Origin of the sequence: Sporosarcina sp. SG10008 (genome assembly GCF_044569405.1) — a bacterium.
In the GTDB taxonomy this organism is placed as follows: Bacteria; Bacillota; Bacilli; order Bacillales_A; family Planococcaceae; genus Sporosarcina; species Sporosarcina psychrophila.
Window position 1 is genome coordinate 2,384,752 of sequence record NZ_CP172607.1, and the last position, 14,802, is coordinate 2,399,553.

Annotated in this window: 12 protein-coding genes and 2 pseudogenes; 3 read left to right on the plus strand and 11 right to left on the minus strand. The window is 38.3% G+C overall.

The window, feature by feature from the left end:
• Positions 1-251: 251 nt before the first annotated feature.
• Positions 252-689, minus strand: a pseudogene (locus tag ACGLYD_RS11530) (DUF6985 domain-containing protein).
• Positions 690-705: 16 nt separating this feature from the next.
• Here ACGLYD_RS11530 and ACGLYD_RS11535 point away from each other — a divergent pair.
• A complete protein-coding gene (locus ACGLYD_RS11535) occupies positions 706-915 on the plus strand; it encodes a hypothetical protein (protein ID WP_399627946.1) in 210 nt (69 codons plus the stop codon).
• 276 nt (positions 916-1,191) lie between these two features.
• Here the strand turns inward: ACGLYD_RS11535 and ACGLYD_RS11540 are convergent, their stop codons facing one another.
• The 4 genes from ACGLYD_RS11540 to ACGLYD_RS11555 are packed head-to-tail and all read right to left on the minus strand — an operon-like array spanning position 1,192 to position 3,933.
• A complete protein-coding gene (locus ACGLYD_RS11540; protein WP_399627949.1) occupies positions 1,192-1,767 on the minus strand; it encodes a suppressor of fused domain protein in 576 nt (191 codons plus the stop codon).
• Between the two features lie 29 nt (positions 1,768-1,796).
• A complete protein-coding gene (locus ACGLYD_RS11545; protein WP_399627952.1) occupies positions 1,797-3,242 on the minus strand; it encodes a T7SS effector LXG polymorphic toxin in 1,446 nt (481 codons plus the stop codon).
• Positions 3,242-3,544, minus strand: a complete 303-nt coding sequence (locus ACGLYD_RS11550) for a YwqI/YxiC family protein (protein WP_338656015.1) — start codon at positions 3,542-3,544, stop codon at positions 3,242-3,244. Before ACGLYD_RS11550 ends, ACGLYD_RS11545 begins: the two co-directional genes overlap by 1 nt.
• A gap of 20 nt (positions 3,545-3,564) precedes the next feature.
• Positions 3,565-3,933, minus strand: a complete 369-nt coding sequence (locus ACGLYD_RS11555; protein ID WP_067210853.1) for a DUF5082 family protein — start codon at positions 3,931-3,933, stop codon at positions 3,565-3,567.
• 1,069 nt (positions 3,934-5,002) lie between these two features.
• Here ACGLYD_RS11555 and ACGLYD_RS11560 point away from each other — a divergent pair.
• Positions 5,003-5,557, plus strand: a complete 555-nt coding sequence (locus ACGLYD_RS11560; RefSeq protein WP_399627956.1) for a DoxX family protein — start codon at positions 5,003-5,005, stop codon at positions 5,555-5,557.
• A 250-nt stretch (positions 5,558-5,807) separates the two neighbouring features.
• Here the strand turns inward: ACGLYD_RS11560 and cydC are convergent, their stop codons facing one another.
• The 4 genes and pseudogenes from cydC to ACGLYD_RS11580 form a co-directional block, all read right to left on the minus strand.
• A complete protein-coding gene (gene cydC, locus ACGLYD_RS11565; protein WP_399627959.1) occupies positions 5,808-7,535 on the minus strand; it encodes a thiol reductant ABC exporter subunit CydC in 1,728 nt (575 codons plus the stop codon).
• Positions 7,532-9,262, minus strand: coding sequence for a thiol reductant ABC exporter subunit CydD (gene cydD / locus ACGLYD_RS11570; protein WP_399627962.1), 1,731 nt, complete (start codon positions 9,260-9,262; stop codon positions 7,532-7,534). The genes cydC and cydD overlap by 4 nt, the downstream gene beginning before the upstream one ends.
• A gap of 177 nt (positions 9,263-9,439) precedes the next feature.
• Positions 9,440-9,550, minus strand: a complete 111-nt coding sequence (gene cydS, locus ACGLYD_RS11575; protein ID WP_399627966.1) for a cytochrome bd oxidase small subunit CydS — start codon at positions 9,548-9,550, stop codon at positions 9,440-9,442.
• Positions 9,551-9,591: 41 nt separating this feature from the next.
• Positions 9,592-9,881 (minus strand): annotated as a pseudogene (locus tag ACGLYD_RS11580) (cytochrome ubiquinol oxidase subunit I); the annotation flags it as partial.
• 272 nt (positions 9,882-10,153) lie between these two features.
• Here ACGLYD_RS11580 and ACGLYD_RS11585 point away from each other — a divergent pair.
• Positions 10,154-11,980, plus strand: a complete 1,827-nt coding sequence (locus ACGLYD_RS11585; protein ID WP_399627969.1) for a PAS domain S-box protein — start codon at positions 10,154-10,156, stop codon at positions 11,978-11,980.
• A gap of 246 nt (positions 11,981-12,226) precedes the next feature.
• Here the strand turns inward: ACGLYD_RS11585 and ACGLYD_RS11590 are convergent, their stop codons facing one another.
• Positions 12,227-13,963: a sulfate adenylyltransferase gene (locus ACGLYD_RS11590; protein WP_354312556.1), complete on the minus strand. Its 1,737-nt coding sequence runs from the start codon at positions 13,961-13,963 to the stop codon at positions 12,227-12,229.
• A gap of 264 nt (positions 13,964-14,227) precedes the next feature.
• A complete protein-coding gene (locus ACGLYD_RS11595; RefSeq protein WP_340767547.1) occupies positions 14,228-14,371 on the minus strand; it encodes a 3D domain-containing protein in 144 nt (47 codons plus the stop codon).
• Between the last annotated feature and the right edge of the window lie 431 nt (positions 14,372-14,802).

Below are 14,802 nucleotides of genomic sequence, written 5' to 3' on the forward strand. Positions count from 1 at the left end.
ACAATTTAATTTTATTGTCAAGCAACACTACTATTCTTTTTATATTTCATTTATATAATATTGTTAGGTCAGTACTATTCTTGCTCAATTTATATAGAGTACCATTCTTTCTTCAAATCCACATTTTAAAGAAAGTTATTTTAAAATTGCTATTTGAATTTAATAATTCATTAATCTTTCTGTGTCAACAAACCTCTTATTCAAATTACAACATCCTGGTAGCCTATCTCAGTTACCTCGCCTTTTATAAGTCAAAGACCTAACCCATTCTCTATATCCCATGTACAATCAAATGTAAGTCCCATATCAAGATATTCAATAAGCTCATTATCCGGAACGAAAATTCCGACTAACGTTATTTTCCCAAGGAGTTGATCAGTCGTTTCAATTAAAGGATAACTTACATTCGGTTCGACATCGTAACCAAGCTCATGTCTTTTTTGTTTATAATAATCCAATATAGGTTCCATAATGCTTTGTTGTAGTTGACTCCATTTCTCTGCCAATGACTTATATGCCGTATATTGTTCCTCATCAAACTCACCATCGACTTCACCACTTACTATTTACGCTATCTTAACTTCTTTCCCCAAAAAATCAATGTTTCTATATCCAATCCAATCATAATTATTAAACTCAAGTGCACCAAAAACCACATCATTTGGGGAATTATTAAGTTGTCCGGCCAATTTCTCATCAGCTTGAGTGAAATTAAGACGTCTTGCCGTTGAAACATGGATTTCTGATATCGAAGGATTGTTCACGGACGATGTGACGGCCATAGACTTCCCAATGGATAAATGGGCAGCAATATCGGCGCAAAATACTCTTCAGACTGATTTAGCACAACGGACGGCTGGGGTGGACGGCGTAAATGCCGGACAAGAATCCGGTGATGAACCTTTGCTTTTCTAAAAATGCATTTCACAAAAAGCCGCACACGGAATCGAAATTCTGTGTGCGGCTTGATTTTATTTATCCGCTAACAAGGCACCTAGTACTAACACAATTCGGAATTGTATCAGTACCAGCATTTAAATTATTTTGATTAAATTGTCACTTTATACAATGACATACGTCTGCCCAACGTCATAAGCTTTTGATTCAAAAATCAATTTGTTCAATCCCGAAACTGTTAAATCAAACAAACCTTAAAAGGCAAAAGCCAATCAAGGTCAACAAACTAGAAAATCACAATATTGATTCTCGTTCTAGATCAAAAATATCTATTTTTCCCTTTCCAAATAATTCTTCTAATGAATCTGTTCCTTTTTCTTGAGCAAATAAATACTCATTTTCAGATATTGGAACTGCGAGCAACCATGCAACTTTTTTGTTTGGAAAATCAATCGTCTTTAATTCTTCCCACAAGAAAGGTGAAACAAATAGCATATGTTTCATCTCACTATTGGGATAATACATCTTTATTATATCTCGAAATACTTCACCGTGGAAAACCGAAAATTTTGAATTTATAATACAAAAAGCACAGGTAGCCAATACATTAGAAAATTGTCCATACTCTGTTGCACTTGCTCCCACAATTTCTATTCGTAAAGGTGTTTCATCAACAGTAAATCCAATTGAATGGTTGGATAGTCCAATAGTCGAGTATGATGTTACACCATCAAAGGGTCTGTTTATCGTTGATAGCAAATCAATGTTACTGACATTACTATCGTCCCAGAACTTCGAGACACTGGGTTTGCCACCTAAGGCTTGTAAGGCTGACTTTGCAATTATTTTATTTTCATTAGAAATACTCATAGTAAACCTCCTTAAAAAACTATTTAATCTTAATCTCCGAAATAATTGCCCGTTAAATCTTCACCTTTATGGCTTCTATTAGAAGAAGGTAGCTCAGGCCGATAGTGGTCTGGATTATTGTGTTCATCTAGAAACTCTTTTCTTGAAATTCCTCTTTCTTGCGCACTTTGTTGATGCTTTCTAAATTCGTATCCTGGTTTATGTCCCATATCCCATGGTACTTCTTTATTCATTACTTTTCCAGTACCTGGGTCTATTACTTTACCTTTAGCACCTTTAGCTTTGTCCCAAGCTTCATCCCTAACCCCTTTTCTATAACCAGACGGACGGCTATATGTCTTCTCAATCTTACCCGTACCCTTAGACTTATTTTCAACTGCGGGAGTCTTCTTCACAGAAAGATTTCCTTTATATTTGGATGGCTTAACTCCAGGGATGATAGCCAGCGCCATTTTTTTGAAGCCTTTTTGGATGATTGCCCTCGGATGGATATAATCCACAAATGCTAGCTTCGTACCTTCAAAATAGTTGTCGAGCTCACGAAAACCACCGTCATCGAATTCTTCTTCCACTTCTTTAACCACTTCGTATTGAATCGGCTTTCTCGTCCCGAGTTGGTATTCTTTTACAATCAGACCATTTTCATAGATGTGGAATTTTAACAGGTTGTAGCTTCCATAAGCTCCACGCTCGATTGTCTCGGTTCTTTTACTTTCAAGTGACTGGAAGGTTCCTGCATTGAATTCCGTGCCGATCAGATTATCCTGATCACTATTCCCTAGGCCCCCCGCAACCGCAGAGGTCTGTTGAACGATGGCTGTTTGCAATTCGCTGTTCAGTGTAATTGCCGCCCACTGTTTAGACTCAAAATGGACGCCGGTGAGTCCTTCTCTGAAGAGACTTTCGATATCTGCAAGCCATGTCTCCATGATGGAAAGGTCATTCTCTATCGCTATTAAAGCCCTCGTCTGGTTCGCATCAAATTCATACAAATCGGCAATCGTTTGATCCCGTTTTCTCCGCGCATCCCGAACCCCCTCCTGCACATCACTATCATTCAGATGTGGAAGGGCAACGATATCGGCGACCTGATTCATAATGTCGTTCGCTTCGTCGGTGAGACTGCTTGTCAGTCTCGAAATTACCGTAAGTCCTTCTTCAACTTCTCCTTCAAGAAACGTTTGACGGATGAACCCGTTCATATCCGGCTCCAATGAATCAAGTGCGGAATCCATTTGGGTCAGGACATTTACGTAATTGCTTTTGAATGTCATAAAAAACTGTAAGAACGGCAGGTGGCACTCCGCATAAAATGCACGGATTGCATCTCCTCCTTGTCCTTTCAATGAGTCTTCCAATGCAACAAGTCCTTCGACTGCGGTCTCGATTGCTTTCATTTCATTTTCCAAACGATTCAGCATGGTATGATTCCGCCGCAAGCCATCGTGGAAAGGGCTGACATCTACTACTTTCATTATAACATCGCCTGCTTCGGTCCCGATAATGTACTATGCACGACAGTCGCTATTTTTTCGTCTGATTCACGCATGAATTCAACGGAGCTAGTCGTTGTTTTACTATTCTCCATTAATACAGTTTGATAGCTCATCAAAAGCTGTTCCAGTTGAATCGACAACTTCGTCTGTTTAGTCACGACATCCATCGTATTTCCCGTAATCGGTGGTTCAGCTCTTGGAATGAGTGACTCCGTTTTGCTATTCATTTCCCTTAATTGGTTTTCAACTTCTCCATAGTCTATCTTCACTTCGGTCGACATGATAGTTATCTCCCCCGTTGTTAGTTGGAAGTTTTCACTTCTTCTTTTTCCCTTGCCGCTTCCTCGGCCAATAGACGCTCGATAGTCTGTTGAATGGAGGCAATTTCTGCTTGAAGTGAAGCAATTTTTGCTGCAATTGCACTATATACGTTTGCGAACTGGGCACCTGCAATCTCCAAAAAAGCTGTGTGAATTCCCCCTTCACGAATAGCTTGAAAATCAGTAGCATGTCTACCATGCCAAGTCGTGGGCGAAAGTTCTGGTTCCAAACATTTATGTTCATTCATAGTGAATTGCTGCTGTTTTTCGCTTAGTGAGGATTGACACGCATTCAGACGTGCAACCTCCCCTTCCTTCTTACTCAATAATGCATAGTAATAGCCAAGCAATCCTCATTCCCCCTACCTTTTTTATTCACCTCACATTTACCCCCCAATGACTTATCGGTTACTCGCATCAAAGACACTGATTAATTCTAATATAAGGTTGTAAAAATTTTTCTACTAATCTTGCCTTGTAGCGCATTATGGAACATCATTAAATCTATTATCAATCTAGTAATAACTATCCATAATTAACTCATGTCAATTCTCCATTATATTGTTAATAAAGAATGATATGGTATTTATCCATTGATACTATAAATAGCATTCTAATCTCCCCTTTGTCAAAGACATCTAATATGACATAAAGTTTCCATAAGACTATTATCCCTCTATATATTGTCCCTCCAGATTATTTGGTTCTTAATCACACCTACTTATACCGTCTAAGTCTATGAAATCATGACTTATATAGTATGTACTTCGAGGTATCTATTCTAATTCCGTGACTTAAGATCCGTTTTCATGCGTATTCAAAAAAATGCTAGCTACATGTGGTAATTAATAGGGATTGGACGTTGTATCATGCCCAAGCAAAAACGTTAAAAAGAAACCAGTGTCAATATGCAGAAATCTCTAAAGCGAAAAGAAAAGGAAATCTCAGGGACGCCTGTGGAAGCACTGGTAACTTCAGAATGAGTAACTGAGTACGTTACTGCTTTGCACAAGAGTAAAAACGACTGGTTGACAGACCAAATCCAAACGTGGATCGAAAAAAAAGGCGAAACTACTATTCTGGGCGAACATTTCTAAAATAAGAAAAGCCAAAGGATCTCCAGATTAAGAGATCCTTTGGCGAAAATTGTTTAGTTGCATTCAATTTTAATATAGACAGTCAGGATATTTTTGGGTCATTTGATTCAAAACACCTATAATGTTGTGTGTCAATTAAATATGAAAGTTCGAACAATCTATTTTTTATTTGCCAACTATCTATTTAACATAATAGCGTATCTGACAACTAAACTGGATAAACTTGTCACACGTGCTATACTAAAAATAGTACTTAATACTTTTATCCTATCATTTATGCATAGTAACAATGAATAACGACATAAAATTATGAGGTGATGACATGGTTAAATTGCAGAATTCTCAGTTTGGAAAGAATGTTATTATCGAAGAAAATCCGCTTTCAAGATGGTTATTTTCTAACACGATATCTGCATGGATATGGTTAGTTTTAAGATTATACCTTGGTTACTCTTGGCTGATGGCCGGCATTGGAAAAGTTACTTCTGACGTATGGACAGGTGCTAATGCTGGTGTTGCAATTGAAGGATTTATGGGTGGTGCCCTTGCCAAATCTGAATCGGGGGACGTCGCAGGGTGGTATGCTTGGTTCCTAGAGAGCATCGTGATTCCAAACGCAACACCATTTTCTTATATGGTCGCTTGGGGTGAAGTGTTAATTGGACTTGGCTTAATCGTTGGACTCTTAACAGGAATTGCGGCTTTCTTTGGTGCACTTATGAATATGTCTTTCTTATTGGCAGGTACTGTGAGTACAAATCCCGTTATGTTTATAATTGCAGTATTCTTAATTTTGGCCTGGAAAGTTGCTGGTTGGTATGGGCTAGATCGTTGGGTGTTGCCTCGCTTAGGAACACCATGGTCGTCAAACAAATGAATTGTATAAATTGGATGATATCCCAAGTTCTTTTACTTGGGATATTTTTTTAACTGCCCTACTTGTTTCCTAAAAAGAACTGCCTGCGCCAGACACAAGGACGAAAAATTCACATAGTCGAGTAGTAATAAAAAAAGAATAAAAAACCACATAGATATTGATCAGTTTTGTACTCTTATACAATTGCATTGTATAAGAGTAGTTCCGCACACTGGTACCAAACACTATGGAGATTCCATTACGCCAAGTTTTAGTTTATAAGAAACACGCTCTGTTCAATTTGTTTCATTTCATAGAAGTACCCTTTTTTATCCATCAATTCTTCCAATGTTCCAGATTCAACAATGGTTCCATTGTCCATCACAATGATTTGATCCATCTCTTCTAATCCTGTTAAGCGATGGCTAACGACAATAACAGTATCCACTTTTGCTTTTTCAAATAAATAGCCCATAATATGTGCCTCGGTCAATGCATCAATGGATGACGTTGGCTCATCTAATAGCCATAGAGGCGAATTTCTGAGCAGAGCTCGGGAAATAGCGAGACGCTGTTTTTCTCCGCCTGAAAGATTCTCCCCTTTTTCTAATACTTTATCATCTAAGGAAAAGTGCCCAAGCTTCACCATTCCCAACATGTCTTCCATTTCTGTTTCACTTAATTCATCATTAGCAAGCAGTAAGTTATCTCGAATGGTGCCATAGAAAAAATGATTTTCTTGTAATACCACATTTGTATTCTCCCAAATACACTCCTGTGTTATCTGATCAATCGAATCATTGTTAAAACGAATCTGACCTTGGTTTACACTGTAGAACTTTAATAGCAACTGCAACAACGTCGATTTCCCAGAACCACTCGGACCGACTATAGCTGTTTTTGAACCCGTTGGAAACGCTGTCGTTACATTTGTTAACGTATTATGTGTTTCATCTGGAAAAGCAAAAGTTACATCCTTCATTTCAATTGAAGGAACGCCCTGTATAGTACGTTTTTCAAAACTTTCTTGTGGTTTCTCTTGTACAAAATCTTTACCAACGACTGCGGTAAGCCTTGACGCAGCTTGCCGACTCTCTTCTAAATAGCTTGGGAAAGCTGCCATAGAAGTTGTATTTTCAAAAACTGTCAATGAAACCATGACAAACATCGCAAGGTAAATCCCATCCAGTTGACCATCTGCCACTAAATAAGCGCCAACACCTAGAACAAGCAATGATATGAGAAGCGATAGAAACTTGTTAGCAGCCTGGCTGAACAAATTATGAATACTTTCACGTTCTTGTTCATCTAAGTAGGCATGTACAGATTGATGCAGTTCGCCTTCTTTTTCTTCTAGTTGTTGGTGTATTTTTAAATCACGAAAGCCATAAATAAATTCTGTCACTTTGGTAGACAATTCTCCGCGTCTCTGTCTCACCAGTCGATCCACTTTTCGCTGCGTTAAAGCAAAGATTGATGGAACAACAAAGGTAGTTACTATCAGACCGACGAATACGACCAATGCTACTTCTATTGAAAACAATGCTGTAAAAAAGATTGTACATAAAAATACTAATAGTAAAACAACCGGTGGGTAAAAAACGCGCAAAAAGAAATTTTGTAATGCCTCTACATCACCCACTACTCTAGCAAGAAGATCTCCGCTTCGATATTTCCGGAATATCGTTGGTGCTAATGGTTCTAACTGCTCGTAAAAGGAAACACGCATATTACTTAACATCGTAAATGTCCCTCGGTGAGAAAAATAACGTTCTCCGTAACGACTTAATGCTGATATAATTCCTAAAATTTTAACCGATGCAACGATAATCATTAAGGTATAAATTGAAGGTGTTAAAGCCGCCTTGGAGATCAAATACCCACTGGATGCAAATAAACTAACAGCTGTTATCCCAGATATAAATCCGCAGATAATAGAATAGAAAATATCCTTTTTTTCTACGAATAATATCTTGGTAACAAATCCTAAGTCCTTCATTTTGCAATCCCTCCTTGTTGAACAGACACCATCTCACGATACACTTCCACCGATTCCAGCAGTTCCTCATGTGTGCCAGTTGCTAAGAGTTCTCCGTTGTCCAAGAAAATAATCTTGTCGGCATTTTTAATCGTATGAAGCCTATGAGCAACTGTAATGACCGCTGAAGCTTTAGACAGTTCCTTAATAGATGCTTGCAAGATTTTCTCCGTCCGAAGATCGAGTCCAGTTGTCGGCTCATCAAACAGAATAACAGATGGACTTTTTAAGAATGCTCTCGCAATAGCTATTCGTTGTTTTTCTCCACCTGAAAGGTCTCTTCCTCCTTCACCAATAGCTGTATCATAGCCATGTTTAAGTGAATCGACCAACTCGGAAATTCCAGCCTTTTCAGCAGCTTGTACGATCTCCCCTCGAGTAGCATCCATACGTCCGCCAATCGCAATATTTTCCGCAATTGTTCCTGAAAATAAATAAGGGTTTTGTGAAATATAACTTAATCGATCAAACCAATGTTTCTCTTGAAAGTTTGACCTTGGTTTCCCATTGATAAGCATTTCTCCCTCTGAGACCGAAACAAGTCCGGCAATTACATTTAATAGGGTTGATTTCCCCGCGCCAGTTTTACCGACAATCGCTACTTGTTCATTTGGAACAATTTCTAGTTGAATGTTTTTTAATGTAAATGCATCTTCTCCATAAGTAAATCCCACACCACGCAGTTCAATTGCTAGTGGTACTTCTCTTTCCAAGCTTTCTACTCCCCATAAAACAGGTTTCTCTGTGTCACTTAGTTCATCTGCTAGCTTTTTAGCCGCCCCCATACTTCCCCTACCCGTATGAAAAGCACTACCTAAGTCTTTTAATTTCATGAAAAACTCTGGAGCCAATACCAACATGAAAAACGCGGTAAAAAACGTGATATTCTGAAACACAATTAAACTAAGTGCAAGTTCTAGGGCTATTATCCCCATACTTAGCATCGATATGAATTCTAATACTAAGGAATTTTGGAAAGCAATTTTAAGTACTTCCATCGTCGCATCACGAAAATCAAGACTGCTTTTTCGTATCGTTTCTTTTTGTTCTTTGGAACGACCAAGCAATTTAAGAGTTGTCAATCCCTGTAACGTATCGAGGAACCCTCCTGAAAAAGCAGCCATTTTATCCAATTGGTCTTCGGTTTTGTCTTTTGTTTTGATACCAATAATTATCATGAAAACCGGAATAAAGGGTGCAGTGATTATAATAATCACTCCTGTGGATATATGTTGTGTCAAGATAACCACTAGAATGATGAGTGGAATGATAGTAGCTTGAATTACTTGTGGGATATAACCGCTAAAATAATTGTCAACTTCATCCACAGTATCCATCATTACACTTACTTTTTTACCAGACTGTCCTTGAAGTGATGATTGAATCGTATTTCCAGAAAACTTATTCAAAAGGTTTTTCCGAAGATTCCCTTTAACCTGTGAAGCCATTTTCACTCCAGTTCTCCCACTAAGATACTGAAGGATTGTTCTTGCGGAAAACGCGAAGAACAATCCTATCAACAGCGGTACAACATCAGAGAATGATGCATCTTTTATAAAGATACGATCCACAATTGCGACTAATAAATAACCCTGTCCAATAATTGCTACACCTGTTGTGACAGCAAAAATGACCAAGAGAACCAGCTTTCTTTTCTGTTCTAATGCTAATTCCTTAAGTCCTACCATCTCTCTACACCTCCCGAAAAACAAGCTAATTTAGCGAAGTATCCAAAGTTTATACACTGGCAGTAAGACCGCTACCTCCTCGTTATATAACTTAAGGATATTTGTTTGGAATTACCGCCAGAAAGCTACTTATATCAGTGGAAGACGCAAGAATCCTCCACTACTAAAAGTTTCAATTTATTTTTCTTTTGAAACAAATCCATCTTTTGGTGAAGTCCAGAATGCACATACTATTGCTGTGAAGATTATGGTACATGGAGCTACAAAGATTAGGATGTCATGTAGCATTCATCTTACTCCTTTTCCCTGTTTTCTATTACATACTCTTTATCAAAGAAGAAAGAAAATACTTCCAAAAACAGGGGTAGTGCTCCAGTCCTCCCTGCCAGTTTCATAAAATTTGACCAAAGTAATGAAAGCCGCAGTCCATTCATGGTTCCAGTTACAACACCGACCGAAACCCAGGCGCCCAACGTTCGGCTATTAGAATATAATGTTCGTTATTTTTCTTAATTACCACTCAATGGGCTATCATGAGTGGAACACCAACCCATATCGTTGCGTAAATAATATAAAATGAATAGGTAAGAAATATTAATTTCCACCTTCTATACAACATCTTTTCCCAAGCTCCGCTTTGAGTAAATTATACAACCAAGGTACATTAATACTATTTTCAAGTCGTAGACCCATTTTAACTGTAATTGACTGTTAGTAGGTGGATATCTTGTGACAGAAACGACGATCATGTGACCGCGATTGGGCATTCTTTAGTTGTAAAAAAAAACACTTAAAATCCAGCTACTATTCTCTGATAATTATGACACCTACAGAAAAAAATGTTAAAATAACAGTTAGAATATAATTCACTACGAAAAGGGAGGGATATAGATGCCGAATTCTTATGTATCGCATGAAAATATGGGGCTGAATACCGGAAATGCATATGTTGAAAAAATTATTTTCAGTTTGACTAAAAGTGGAGCAATTCTAAATGCGAATAAAGATTTCTGTACTCTTTCGGTGGAAAAAATCCCTTCTATAATTGGTACATCTATGTATGAATTTGTTCATGAGGATGATCGGTTGTTATTCATTGAGCGAATTCTTGAATGCTGTGATGGAAATTTGATTCCGTTTACTTTCAGGTTCACTACTAGTAAAAGGGATGGCATGCCGTTTTATGTAAATGTATGCAGGTGGATTAATCAGAATGAAGTGCTTATACATGCCATACCGATTGTAGATACGTTCGCCTATACATCTGTTGAACGCTCGTTAATTGATAAAGAACTCACGGTATTTGACATTACAGATAAAGCTGCCATCAATACTGGTTTTGACGGGACTGTTATTGGTGTTAATGACGCTTATATTGAACTCTTTGGATGGACACGTGAAGAGCTAGAAGAGAAGAAAGCCTCAATGGTTCCTGATTTTCTTATGTACGAACTTATAGAAATTAAGGAACGACTCATTAAGGGCGAAAAAGTTGTTCGTTTGAACACAGTACGAATAACGAAAAATGGACTAATGCTTCCTGTTAACATCGTTTTATTGCCGTATTATGACAGCGCTGGAATGGTTCAAGGCGTTTTTGCGCTTTCGAGAAAGCTTGAGGAAACGCTAGAAATGAAATCGTTTGTTGAAAAGCAGTTGGCAAATATTTTGCAACAGGAAGTATTAATTAAAGATATTACGAGAAATTTGGAATTCGGAGTTTGCCAGTATGATGTTAAAAAGGGGATGTACCTTTACGTAAGCCCTGGAATAGAACAACTTGTCGGTATCTCCGTTTTAGACTTAATGAAAGATCCTACATTGTTTGTTTCAACATGTCATCCAGATGATAAAATTGAATTGTTTCGTTTTTTTGAGGAGTTATCTAAAGAAAGGACCGAAATTGAGTATCGCGTGCTAAATAAGGATGAAAAAGTTTGCTGGATTCGAACAAAGATTACCCCTGTTATTGATGGGGCGGGAGAAGTTGTAAGATATGTTTCAATTACTCAGGATATTTCTAAACTAAAAATGCAAGAGGAGCTTCTTAGAAAGTGGGACATGCTTAACATAGTTGGACAATTATCTGCCAGCTTTGCTCATCAAGTTAGAAATCCATTAACAACTATAAAAGGATTCATTCAATTATTTCCAATGGGGCCGGAAGATACGTTTGGTCCGATTATGACAGAAGAGCTTATTAAAATTGAAATGATTATAGAAGAATTTCTTCAACTTGCAAAACCGAGTAACGGAACAGGTTTTACAACTACCTCCATTTATAATGAAATAAACCGAACCATTTCATTGATGGAAAAAGAGGCAATACTTCATAATATTTCATTCAATATGAATCTTAATGATAAAGATCAATTCATTCATTGTGAACCGAAGCAAATTCAACAAGTGCTCATTAATTTAATAAGAAATTCGATAGATGCAATGCCAAACGGCGGAGAAATAACAATAGGGACAGTGGTCGAAGAAGGACAAGTCGTCAAAATTACACTTACTGATACTGGTATCGGAATACCAACAGAACGTCTCAATAAGCTTGGAGAACCATTCTATTCACTTAAGGAAAAAGGAACGGGTCTTGGCCTTATGGTTAGTTATAAAATTATTGAAAACCATCATGGATCTATTCAATTCAAGAGTATAGAGGGTTATGGGACGACTGTAGAAATCACTCTTCCGTTAAGTGCCCCTGCGAATTGAAAATAATTAATACGGTTGACTATAGATTTAACAAGACTGACAGACTTTCATTCCTTTAAAAAGAGGTACTTGTGTCAGACCAAACGTGTTGTACATTAGCAAGATGATGCACAACACGAGTGGTCTCAGACACAAAGACGAATAATCCACATATTCGATTAATTATACGGAAAAACTAAGAAAACCGCACTATATGTTTTGATACGCTTTATAATTTCATATTTTCATATTTTATAGAAGTACAATTTACTTTTCCATATCCTCTTCTTTTGGTTCATCGCTGCCACGATAGCGATTATAAGGTAGAACATTCCAAGTTCTTTCTTGTAAATAATCTTCACTCAGCACTCTCGGAATGTCCGCAAGAATCTTTTTAGCGACATCAAGTTCACGTTGGGATTCTTCCTTATCCTGATACAAGAATTCATCGGAAGCGGTAGTTGGAGCTAGCGACACTTTCTCCTCCAAGTCCTGAATGACCATTTCTTGTTGAACGCGCATTGACTCCCGGGCATCTGCAATCCACTCCGGTTGCAAACCGCGATTGACATCACCGACGCAACTAAACTCATCAAAAATGTCCCGATAAATTTGGTCTGCATTGGTGCGGACATCCAAGTTCGCCGCTTCCAAATCAAGGTTAGTGAGTTGCTCCACTGTCAAAGGTGTATTGCGTTTTCGTCCACCGAGCCTTGTTCTTGTTAAATAGAAAGGGAATATGCTATTAAGTGTTTTGCCAACCGGTGAAATGGATCTTTCAAACTCATCAAGCCCTTTTGGCTGAACCCCCTGCATCGCAATACGAGCTGATTCAGGACGTACAATTTCCTTCGGTGGCATAATCCCATGACGAAGCATTTCTCGTATACCCGTACCAGAAATATTGATCCGATACTGTTCATCATGTGGACAGGACTGCCCTGTAGCAGGACTATCACAACGTGTGCAGTAAAAGACTTCATGATACAGCCGAACCTCGATCCCTAACTCTTCCGGTTTAAACTCGTCAAATATACTATGACTCGCGTACTTATCATAATAATCACCAATTCCCGCGTGATCTCGCCCGATGAGCGCATGCGTACATCCATAATTCTTCATAATTAAGGCATGTAAAACAGTCTCACGCGGCCCTGCAAAAATATACGTCACTCGCAAAGGTGCAAGAATGGAGCGACCTTTTGGATAATACGTATCTAAAACGCTTCGATAAGACAACATACGGTATTCATGACGTGTATACTCACGTTTGGCCATCTCAACTAAAGGTTGAAGAAGTAAGCCATCCAATTCTTCTAAAGCGTTCTTATGAATATACTCATGACCTCTATGCAAGGGATTGGCCCCTGTTATAAAACCTGCCGCAGTACGAAACTTCTTCTCCTCATAAAATATACGCCACGTATCTTTTGGTTCCAGTCGAAGTTTCTCAAATGGTCCCCAATCCATTCGCCGTAATAACCGAATAGGTCCACCTAAAGAGACATCCCCCATTCTTCTATAAATTGCATCTACCCCTGGATGATTACGATCGGTTGTACCAAAAAGGGCAGATGCACGTCGTTCCTTATCATACTGAAAAACATCTTCTATTTTCATAATAGCGACAGGTTCATTGTTTTCATCGGCAAGTGTGATCTCATCTCCAACTTTTAAGGACTTGACGATTTCCTTGTTCCTATTACCTATTGGAGCAAAGCTTAGCGGCGCCGGCCATATTACGCCACTTGTTAATCGCCCTTTCGAAAGAACAGAATTATAATCAGCTTCGTTCATAAAGCCTTCGTTGGGAGATAACACTCCTGTGGCAATCATTTCAAGCGTTATGGAAGCCTCCATGTCTACCATAATCGTTGGTAACTGCTTGGCCCTGACCAGCTCCTCTTCCCGCTCTGTTCCCGTCACAACCTTATCCACTAATTTGCCACCATGAGGCTGTTGTGGATAGTTCAAATACTTATTTTCCGCTACAACATTTACCATCTCATTTCCTCCCCCTTTAAATTGTTTGTCTATATATATTTAAAAATTCAGAACACTAACACCACTATAACCGCACACTCAAAATAAATCAAATACTCTGAAATTTGTAGTCATTTACTAAAGATACTACTATTTTACAGATTTAAATCACTTGCTAGAATAACTCTACGCAAAAAAAACACAGCCTTGTTACGCACAAGCTGAGTTGCATTCTTTTTTTTACTATTTCAGTCAAACTTCTAACTACTAGTTATTCCAAGTTTATCAATCCAGAATTTTAATTGTAACCGTTTTACGTCCCCAATTTAGTGCGTCTTGTTCATTTTCCATGAAGACATCAATTCTCTCACCCTTAATAGGACTACCAGTATCTCCCGCGATGACCTTTTTGTCAGGATTTGAACGCAAGTCAATACCGATGCAGTTAGAGAATTGCGTGCAGGAGGTAGCAATCGCGTGACACTATTCACCTCATTGATTTAATTGTCATAAAAAGAAGGGAACTGGAATATTAAAAGCAATTGGAACTATTGTATATCCATAGAATATCAGTACTTCAAAAGAGGAACTTGAAGCATTAAAAAGTCCATTGGGTACGGACAAGATTTGAGATGGTGTCGGATATGGCGAGTGCTACGCTAGGCACAGATATTGGTGCTTCTATTCGAATTCCCGTAACGGGTTCGAGTTAAGGTCACTTCTTAAGCTAATGAAGTGAAATTTAGTTGTTTGAGACAAAGCGTGCATGCATACGGTTCGTTTAACAGGCAACCATACAGTTGCTTCACTTGAACAATGTAGAATCGCGACAGACACCTATTTGCAACAGTATCACCGAT